Here is a 9,220-nt window from a genome sequence, read left to right as displayed (position 1 = left end):
GTGCAAAATTTTAATTTGGGAGAGACAACTGCAAATCTTGCAGAAGTTGTTGTTGCTTCAACCCGTGGAGCTGCCAGTGGTGGAAAAGGTGGTGCAGAAACTGGTATTGGCAGAGATAAAATGCAGAACTTACCATCAGTTGGCAGAAATATATCAGATTACCTTCGCTATGTTCCACAAGCAAAAATTACCGGCGATGGCGGTATTTCTTTAGCAGGACAAAATAACAGGTATAACTCTTTTTACATTGATGGCGCTGTAAATAATGATGTTTTCGGTTTATCAGCATCTGGTACAAATGGTGGTCAAACTGGCATAGCACCAATTTCAATTGATGCGATTGACCAGTTTCAGGTGGTTCTTTCTCCTTATGACCCTTCATTAGGCAATTTTACCGGCGGTGGTATTAACGCCATTACCAAAAGCGGCACAAATGTTTTACATGGTTCTGTATATCATTTATTCAGAAATCAAAATCTATCGGGTAAAACACCTGGTGTGGCAAAATCTGCAGCAATTAAACTTGCTGATTTTACAAATAAAACTACGGGGTTCCGTTTAGGTGGTGCTTTAGTTAAAAACAAATTATTCTTTTTTGTTAGTGGAGAAATACAAAGAGACCAGAGGCCACAACCCGTGGATCTATCCAAATATCTTGGGAACTCCTCCTTAGCTCAGATAGATGCTCTGGGTGCATATTTAAAAACTACTTATGGTTATGATCCGGGGGGTTTCAGGGATAATCCTGAAGTTGTTGAGGCAAACAGAATTGCTACTAAACTGGACTGGAATATCAATGATAAAAATAAATTAAGCATTAGCTACAGGTATAACTATGGTTTTAGAAATAATACTTCAAGAAGCAGTAACTCTACAATTAATTTTTATAACAATGGTATCAGTTTCCCTTCTACCACTAATTCAGGATCCCTTGAACTTAACTCAAGGTTAAAAGGGAGCAGCAACAATAAGTTATTGCTTACATTTACCAATGTTGTTGATAACAGGGGTGCAATCGGTTCGCCTTTTCCAAGGGTAACCATCAGGGATGGTGCATCTAATATTATTTTTGGAACGGAAGAATTTTCTACAGGTAACTATTTACAGCAAAACAATGCAGCCATATTTGATGTATTTAAATTCTACAAGGGGAAAAATACTTTTTCAATAGGTACAGATAACGAGTTTAGTAAATCAACAAATATTTTTATCCGCCAAAATTATGGTTCCTACCAATACGATAGTTTATCAGGATTTTTAAATGGCCTTAAAGCAAGGCAGTATGACAGGACCTATTCTTTATTAGATCCGGGCAAATCCGGCGACGAATCTGTAAACGCAGCAGCTAAATTTAATACCTTAAGATTAGGCTTTTTTGTTGGTGATGAAATAAAATTTACGGATAGATTTACTATGTCGTTGGGATTACGTGCAGACAATACAAAGTTTTTAACTACTCCAAAAACTGATCCTTTCTTCAATGATACTGCCATTGCTAAAATTTCTACCTATTACGATTTGCAGGGAGCCCGATCAGGACAAATAAATGATCCTAAATGGTCATTAAATCCAAGAATCGGTTTTGTATTTAAAGTTCCGGAAGAAGAAGTTACCATCCGCGGTGGTATAGGGACTTTTACAGGAAGAGTTCCTTTAGTATGGCCTGGCGGAGTTTATAATAATAATGGTATAAGCCTTGCCGGTATCCGTGCTACAGGTGCATCATCTGTTGTATTTAAGGCAGATCCTTTTAATCAATATATAGCCTCAGATTTAGGTATTACAACGCCTACCCCAAGTGGACAGGTAGATTTACTGGCTAAAGATTTTAAGCTTAATAAAGTTTTCAGGGCTTCCCTTGGTATTGATAAAAAATTCGGAAAGAAATGGAAGCTGTCATTTGAAGGAATTTACACAAAAAATATTAATGAAATTGATTACAAACGTGTAGATATTTTGCCTGCAACTTTAAAGGCACTCGGGCCTGATGCAAGGGATGTTTACACAACAGGAACTGCACCTCCTTTAATCCCTTTACGTTCTAATGGTACAAACCCGTACACAGGTATCTATTTATTAAGTAACAGTAGCGGGGAAAAAGGTTTTTCTTATAATTTTACTACCACAATAGACAGGGCCTGGGATAACAACTGGTCATTTAATGCCAATTATTCTTATGGTAATTCTGTAGTGAAAAATGAAGGTACCAGTTCTCAAAACAATTCGCAATGGCGTTTTATGGAGGCAAGAAATGGCAGAAACAGTATCGGCCTGTCCACCAGTGATTACGACCTTGGTCACAGAATCAGTGCTTTTGCTTCTAAAAAATTCAGATACCTTAACGACAGGTTAGCTACAACAGTTTCATTAGTTTATAATGGACAGAGTGGTAGCCCTTACAGCTATACAACTGCGGGAAGCTTAGTTCGTGATAATGCATCCGGAGATGGAAACGATTTATTGTTCATTCCTACATCAGCCCAGATAAGCAGCATGACTTTCCTGAGTAATACAATTGGTACAGGGTCTACCGCTGTTACTTATACACCGCAACAACAAAAAGACGCATTTGACCAATTTATCGGTGAAGATAAATATCTGAGTAAACGCAGAGGGCAGTACGCTGAGCGTAATGGTGCAAGGTTACCATTTACCCACGTTTTGGATTTTAAACTTCAACAGGACTTCAACGTAAAAGTTAGTGGAAAACTTTATACTCTGCAACTTACATATGATCTGTTTAATCTTACAAATCTTATAGACAGAAATGCAGGAAGACAATATTTTATTGCAAATGACCAATCAACAATTTTATCTTTTGCAGGATATGTAAGCGCTACCAACCTTACCCCGCAATACAGGTTTACCCCAAGAACAACTACTGTTTACAACATTTCTGATGGTGTATATAATAGTTCACGCTGGAGCAGCCAGTTGGGCGTAAGGTTAACATTTTAATAAATAAAACTCCTTACTAAAAAACCCCGGCAGTTCCGGGGTTTTTTAGTAAGGAAAATTGTATCGCACTTATATTTTTCAAGTTTTGGTTTATTTTTAATATTTTATAACTTGTTAATAATTTCTTAAAGCTATTTTATTTTTTTATTAGCACCTTTGCACTTAATTAAAGCTAATTTTTTATGAGAGTTAAAAACATGGTATGCTTATTAATCGTACTGCTTATTTTTCCATTTGCCTTAACTGCACAGGTTACAACAGGCAGCATCAGTGGTAATGTAAAAGATGCCAAAGGAACCGATCTTACAGGATCAACCATTGAAGTTTTACATGAGCCTTCCGGCTCTGTTTACAGGGCTTCCTCTGGTAAAAACGGTGTATTTAATATTCCGAGTTTACGTGTTGGCGGGCCGTATAAAGTAACCATAAGCTTTGTTGGTTTTAAACCTGAGGTAATTACTGATGTTTATGTTCAACTGGGAGAAGCATCAAAAATAAATGTGGTACTTACCGATGCCAATGCAAGCCTGACTGAAGTAGTAGTTACCGGAGCTGCAAGAAAAGGCTCACTTATTTCTAAAGACAGAAAAGGAACTTCTACCAATATCAACAGAAGGTTAATTGCAGCATTGCCTACACTTTCAAGAAATATTACTGACTTAACTAAATTAACCCCACAGGCAAGTGGCACTTCATTTGCCGGACAGGATAACCGTTTTATCAACCTGACTGTTGATGGTTCTATCTTCAACAACTCATTTGGTTTACAGGCATTACCAGGCAGCCAAACCAGTGCCTCTCCAATTTCTATTGATGCCATTGAGGAGATTCAGGTAAACGTTTCGCCATACAGTGTAAAAGATGCAGGGTTTACAGGTGCAAGCATTAATGCGGTTACCCGTAGTGGTACCAATACTTTTCATGGCTCAGGATTTTTTAATAACCGTAACCAAAAATTAGTGGGTACTAAAGCAGGCCCTGATGGTAAAACACCGGTTACTATCGCTAATTTTGATGTAAAACAATACGGCTTTACCCTTGGAGGCCCCATTATTAAAAATAAATTATTCTTTTTTGCTAACTACGAAAATGAAAAAAGAACTGATCCGGGAACTGCATTCGCTTCCGATAACGGTTTAAACACTGGCCAAACTAATGTTTCAAGAGTTAAAAAAGTACAGTTAGATTCGTTATCTGATTTTGTAAAAACGAAATTAGGTTATGATCCCGGACAATATGAGGGTTATAATTTTCTTACTACCAGTTATAAAATTTTAGCAAAAATTGACTGGAACATCAGCAATAAAAATAAATTCAGCGTTCGTTTTAATTCTTTAAGATCATTTAAAGATATTGGTGCAAGTTCATCCGGGGTTTTGGGTGGATCAAGACAAAGTAATTTAAACACTATGAATTTCTCCAACAATAATTATGAAATTAACAATGATATTTATTCTTTGATCGGACAATTAAATACCCGTATCAGCAATAAAATTTCTAACGAATTAATTTTTGGATGGACAGCCAACAGAGATTACAGAGCAATTAAAGGAGGAAATATTTTTCCGATTGTTGACATTTTAGATGGTTCTAACAGTGACAGAAATTATATTTCTTTCGGTGCTGAACCATTTACACCCAACAATAAATTATTTACCGATACCTGGCAGGCATCTGATAATATTACTTTTTATAATGGTAAACACACCACTTCTGCAGGTGCAAATTTTGAATCCTTTAAATTCTTTAACCAGTTTACACCACAGATTCAGGGTCAATATACTTTTAACAGCCTTGCAGATTTTTATACTTCTGCTAATGCTTATTTAGCTAACAGCAATATGACAACAAACCCAGTACCTTTAAGAAGATATATTTTAGGGTACAGCAATTTAGCCAATAACGAATTGTGGAATGCCATAACCAAAGCAAAAAATATTGGTGCCTATGTGCAGGATGAATGGCAGATAAGGGAGAATTTAAACATTACCTACGGCGTACGTTTTGATGTGCCTTTCTTTACATCAAACGCCGTAAACAATCCGCAGGTTGATAGTTACAGTTTTGTAGATGAAAAAGGTAATCCAACTAAATTAAGCACTTCGCAATTGCCCTCAGCCAAGCTAATGATAAACCCAAGGTTTGGTTTTAACTACGATATAAGAGGAGATAAAAACACACAATTGCGTGGCGGATTAGGTTTATTTTCCGGCCGTCCGGCATTTGTATTTGTAAGTAATGCAGTAGGTAATAATGGTATGCAGGCCGGGCAAATAAGCCAGGATAATTCTACCGCAAATCCTTTAGTTAGATATCCTTTCAGTCCAAATATTACCCGTAACATTCCACCAACAACTCCTGGTTCACCTGCTGCCAGTTATAACATTGCACCTATTGAGAAAAACTTCCGTTTCCCCCAGGTATTCCGTACAAATCTTGCAATTGATCAAAAATTATTTGCAGGTATTGTAGGTTCGGCAGAATTTTTATTTACACAAAGCATCAGCAATATATTTTATTACAATGCCAACCAAAAAGTAGCCACAGCAAACTTTACCGGCCCTGATAAACGTCCACGTTTTGCCGGTAGTTCAAGTGCTGTAAGAATTAATTCAAATGTAAACGACGCAACAGTTTTATCAAGCCGTCCTTACGGTTCTAATACAAGTGTTACCTTAAAATTAGAAAAGCCTTTGCAAAAAGGCCTTAGCTGGTTATTAGCTTATAATTTTGGCCGTACTAAAGACTATTCAAGTTCAAGCACTATTGCATTCAGCAGTTTTACTTCAACAAGAACAGTTAATGGTAATAATCTTCCTGAAAATTCTTTCAGTGATAATGATACCCGCCACCGCATAATTGGTAACATTACTTACCGTAAAGAAATTGCAAAAGCTGTTGCTTTGCAGGTTTCGTTGTTTGGCCAATCGCAAAATTTAGGCAGATTTTCTTATGGCTACTCCAACGATATGAATTTAGATGGTATTAGCGGTAATGATTTATTATACATACCAAAAGACCAGAGCGAAATGAATTTTGATGCTATTACAGGAGCAACTCCTTTTACAATTCAACAGCAAAAAGATGCTTTTGAATCGTATATTCAAAACAACAGTTACTTAAAAAATCATCGTGGGCAGGTAGCGCAAAGAAATGGTGTATTACAGCCTATGTTAACAAGATTCGATTTATCTACAGTGGTGGAAGTGTTCAAAAACTTTGGTAAACAAAGACATACCATTCAGTTTAGGGCAGATATTTTTAATGTAGGTAATTTTCTTAACCACCAGTGGGGAGTTGCACATGTTATTAATACCACCTCGCCATTAGCATATTCAAGAGTAGATGCCAACGGTTTACCCTATTTTAGAATGAATACTGTAAATGGCAGCTTAAATTATGAAACTTACAGAAAGGGTACTGCAATACAGGATGTTTGGCAGGGCCAGTTAGGTATCCGTTACATTTTTTAATACATAAAATAGATTTACATAAAGATGCCCCGAAAATTTTCGGGGCATCTTTATTATTTGCAAATCTTTTTTAGTCAGTTATTTCTCCATTATAACTCCACCCCCATTTTAAAAAATCCGGAAATGCTTTTGCCCATGTTGGTACATCATGTTTACCATCCTGCAGTTCTATATATTTTATATCTGCTTCTTTTGTGTAACCTTTTGCAACCAATTCATCAATTAAACTTACTGCATCATCGATGGAGTCAATTACTCCGTTATTGTTTCTGTCAGCCGTTTCATCTAAAGTGCCCACTTCAAAAAAGAATTTAAGCCATGGTGCGTAATTACTTTTTCTTATTTGGCTATGCATAATTCTGTCGGTGGTTTCATCAAAATCCACATCATCCTGATCGGTATCCCGCCACCATAATGAACCGCTGAAAACACCAACTCTTTTAAATTCATGAGGATAATTCCACACTATATCCAAGGCACTTAATCCGCCTAAAGAAAAACCAGCAAATGATTTTTCTTTAAATGATTCAATGGAGTATTTTTTTCTGATAAAGGGTAAAAGCTCCTCAAAAATAAAAGAATTGTACAAGCCGGCTTTAGCCCCCCGGCCTTTGTAATCTAAAATTTTAGCAGTACCATATTCATTTTTTCTATCTGCACTGCAGTGGATGCCAACACACAATAAAGGACTGATGCTTTCATTTTTATACAAATTTTCTACTATCCCCGAAAAATTCATAGTCACTAAATCCTGCCCGTCGTTTATTAATAAGAGGTTAACCGGTTCCTGTATTGAAGAAGGTAAATAACAATCAACTTTTACATCTCTTTTTAAAAAATAAGATTCGAGTACGTGATTTTCTACAATAACACCCGCCATTTTTTCTCTCTCCATAGTTTCAAAATTAAGGAAAGAAGATGAAAACAGGTAATACTGGCTTAACATCAGCATACAAACAATATTTTTTTTATTGGCAGCTAAAAAATATATTTGAATACGCTTAAAATACAACTACATTTCATCAATAAATAAAACCAACTGATATGAAGAAAATTGGTATGCTCTTTGGCAAAGAAAGAAGTTTTCCCATGGCTTTTGTTGAAAGGGTAAACAGCAAAAAAATTGACGGCATAATTGCCGAGCCAGTACAAATTGACAAAGTAATGCAGGGTGAACCGAGCGGCTATGCAGTTATCTTCGACAGAATTAGCCAGGACGTTCCATTTTACAGGGCGTATTTAAAAAATGCAGCATTATGCGGCACCACAGTAATTAACAACCCCTTTTGGTGGAGTGCAGATGAAAAATTTTTTAACAACTGTCTTGCAACAAAAATTGGAGTACCCGTTCCAAAAACCGTAATTCTGCCCAGCAAAGATTTACCTGCTGATACCACCGATGAATCTTTCAGCAACTTAGCCTACCCGTTAGACTGGGAAGGGATTTTTAAATACATCGGCTTTCCTGCATACATGAAACCATTTGCAGGTGGCGGATGGAAAAGTGTTTACCAGTTAAACAGTATTGAAGAATTTTTTGAAAAGCATGCGGAAACAGAACAACTGGTAATGATGCTGCAGGAAGAAATTAAATTTACAGAATACTACCGTTGTTATTGCATTGGTGGAAAGTATGTACGCATTATGCCTTACGAACCCCGTAATCCACATGCATTGCGTTATGTTGCCGATTTTAAACCAACACCGGAAAAATATAAGGAGATGGAAGATATTGTATTGCGTATCTGTCAATATTTGGGTTACGATTTTAATACGGTAGAATTGGCCTTGCGTGATGGTGTACCTTATGCTATTGATTTTTGTAACCCTGCACCCGATGCAGAAGTAACCAGTGTAGGGCAGGAAAATTTTGATTGGGTGGTAGAAACTGCAGCCAATTATGCCATTGAAAAAGCTATGGAGCATAAAGAGAATGCAGATAATTTAACCTGGGGTGAGTATATTAAACGCAGCAGCAACAAGCAAAAATTATATTGAAAAATTATTTAACCATACAAAAAGAAGATTTTACCGAAGTAAAAGTTGAAGAGCCACAAAGCCCCTATGGCTTTACTTATGCTGACTATTTAACGTGGAATTTTAAGGAGAGAATTGAATTAATAAGGGGAAAGATTTTTAAAATGAGCCCGGCGCCATCGGTACCACATCAAAAAATTTCTATTAATATAGAAAACAAGTTCACCATTTTTTTAGATGACAAGCCTTGCAATATGCTTCATGCCCCTGTTGATGTAAAATTAAAATGCAAACCTTTCAAAAAGAAAAAATTACGGGATGATGAAATAACAACTGTTGTACAACCTGATATTATTGTTGTTTGTGACCAAGAGAAACTACAAGATATTCGAAGTGTAGATGGTGCCCCGGATCTTGTTGTAGAAATATTAAGCCCGGGAAATACAAAAACAGAAACTAAATATAAATTAGATTTATACGAAGAAAACTGCGTACTGGAATATTGGGTGGTTTACCCGGAGTATAAACAGATACATGTATTTATTTTAAACAAAGATGAAAAATACAGCAAGCCTGTTATTTACGAAAGCGGGGAAAATATTTATTCTGTAGTTTTAAAAGGCCTGAGTATTCCCACTGATGAAATTTTTAAACTCTAATTAAATTGCAACATGGCAAACCTATCTTACAAACATTTTACACTTGGTGTGGAAGAAGAATATATGGTGATTGATCCTGTTACCAGGGAACTAAAAAGCCATGAACAAAAAATTGTTCAGGAAGGTCAAAAAGTTATTAAAGACAAAGTAAAA

The 9,220-nt window shown here is 36.3% G+C and carries 5 protein-coding genes; 4 read left to right on the top strand and 1 reads right to left on the bottom strand.

What is annotated here, in order from left to right; translation table 11 throughout:
- Both ACY65O_RS01710 and ACY65O_RS01705 read left to right on the top strand, forming a co-directional pair.
- A partial coding sequence (locus ACY65O_RS01710; RefSeq protein WP_462219120.1) for a TonB-dependent receptor plug domain-containing protein occupies positions 1-2,958 on the top strand: 2,958 nt, incomplete at its 5' end.
- 182 nt (positions 2,959-3,140) lie between these two features.
- On the top strand, positions 3,141-6,431 hold the full coding sequence (locus ACY65O_RS01705; protein WP_462219119.1) for a TonB-dependent receptor: 3,291 nt from the start codon (positions 3,141-3,143) through the stop codon (positions 6,429-6,431).
- 70 nt (positions 6,432-6,501) lie between these two features.
- On the opposite strand, the gene ACY65O_RS01700 is transcribed toward ACY65O_RS01705, so the two are convergent.
- Entirely contained in the window at positions 6,502-7,383 is an 882-nt protein-coding gene (locus tag ACY65O_RS01700) for an alpha/beta hydrolase (protein ID WP_462219118.1), read from the bottom strand.
- 92 nt (positions 7,384-7,475) lie between these two features.
- On the opposite strand from ACY65O_RS01700, the gene ACY65O_RS01695 reads away from it, so the two are divergent.
- Both ACY65O_RS01695 and ACY65O_RS01690 read left to right on the top strand, forming a co-directional pair.
- Positions 7,476-8,429, top strand: a complete 954-nt coding sequence (locus tag ACY65O_RS01695; protein WP_462219117.1) for an ATP-grasp domain-containing protein — start codon at positions 7,476-7,478, stop codon at positions 8,427-8,429.
- Positions 8,426-9,067 (top strand): Uma2 family endonuclease, encoded by a 642-nt coding sequence (locus ACY65O_RS01690; RefSeq protein WP_462219116.1) that lies wholly within the window; start codon positions 8,426-8,428, stop codon positions 9,065-9,067. Before ACY65O_RS01695 ends, ACY65O_RS01690 begins: the two co-directional genes overlap by 4 nt.
- Positions 9,068-9,220: the final 153 nt, after the last annotated feature.

Source organism: Ferruginibacter sp., from assembly GCF_031430955.1.
In the GTDB taxonomy this organism is placed as follows: domain Bacteria; phylum Bacteroidota; class Bacteroidia; order Chitinophagales; family Chitinophagaceae; genus Ferruginibacter.
The sequence above is the reverse complement of the archived record's forward strand: the minus strand, read 5'-3'. Positions and strand labels throughout refer to the sequence as shown.

What these genes read in the sequence shown, in the direction of transcription:
- ACY65O_RS01705 (WP_462219119.1), top strand. Translation starts at nt 3,141, where the DNA reads ATGAGAGTTAAAAACATGGTATGCTTATTAATCGTACTGCTTATTTTT.
- ACY65O_RS01695 (WP_462219117.1), top strand. Translation starts at nt 7,476, where the DNA reads ATGAAGAAAATTGGTATGCTCTTTGGCAAAGAAAGAAGTTTTCCCATG.
- ACY65O_RS01700 (WP_462219118.1), bottom strand. Translation starts at nt 7,383, where the DNA reads ATGCTGATGTTAAGCCAGTATTACCTGTTTTCATCTTCTTTCCTTAAT.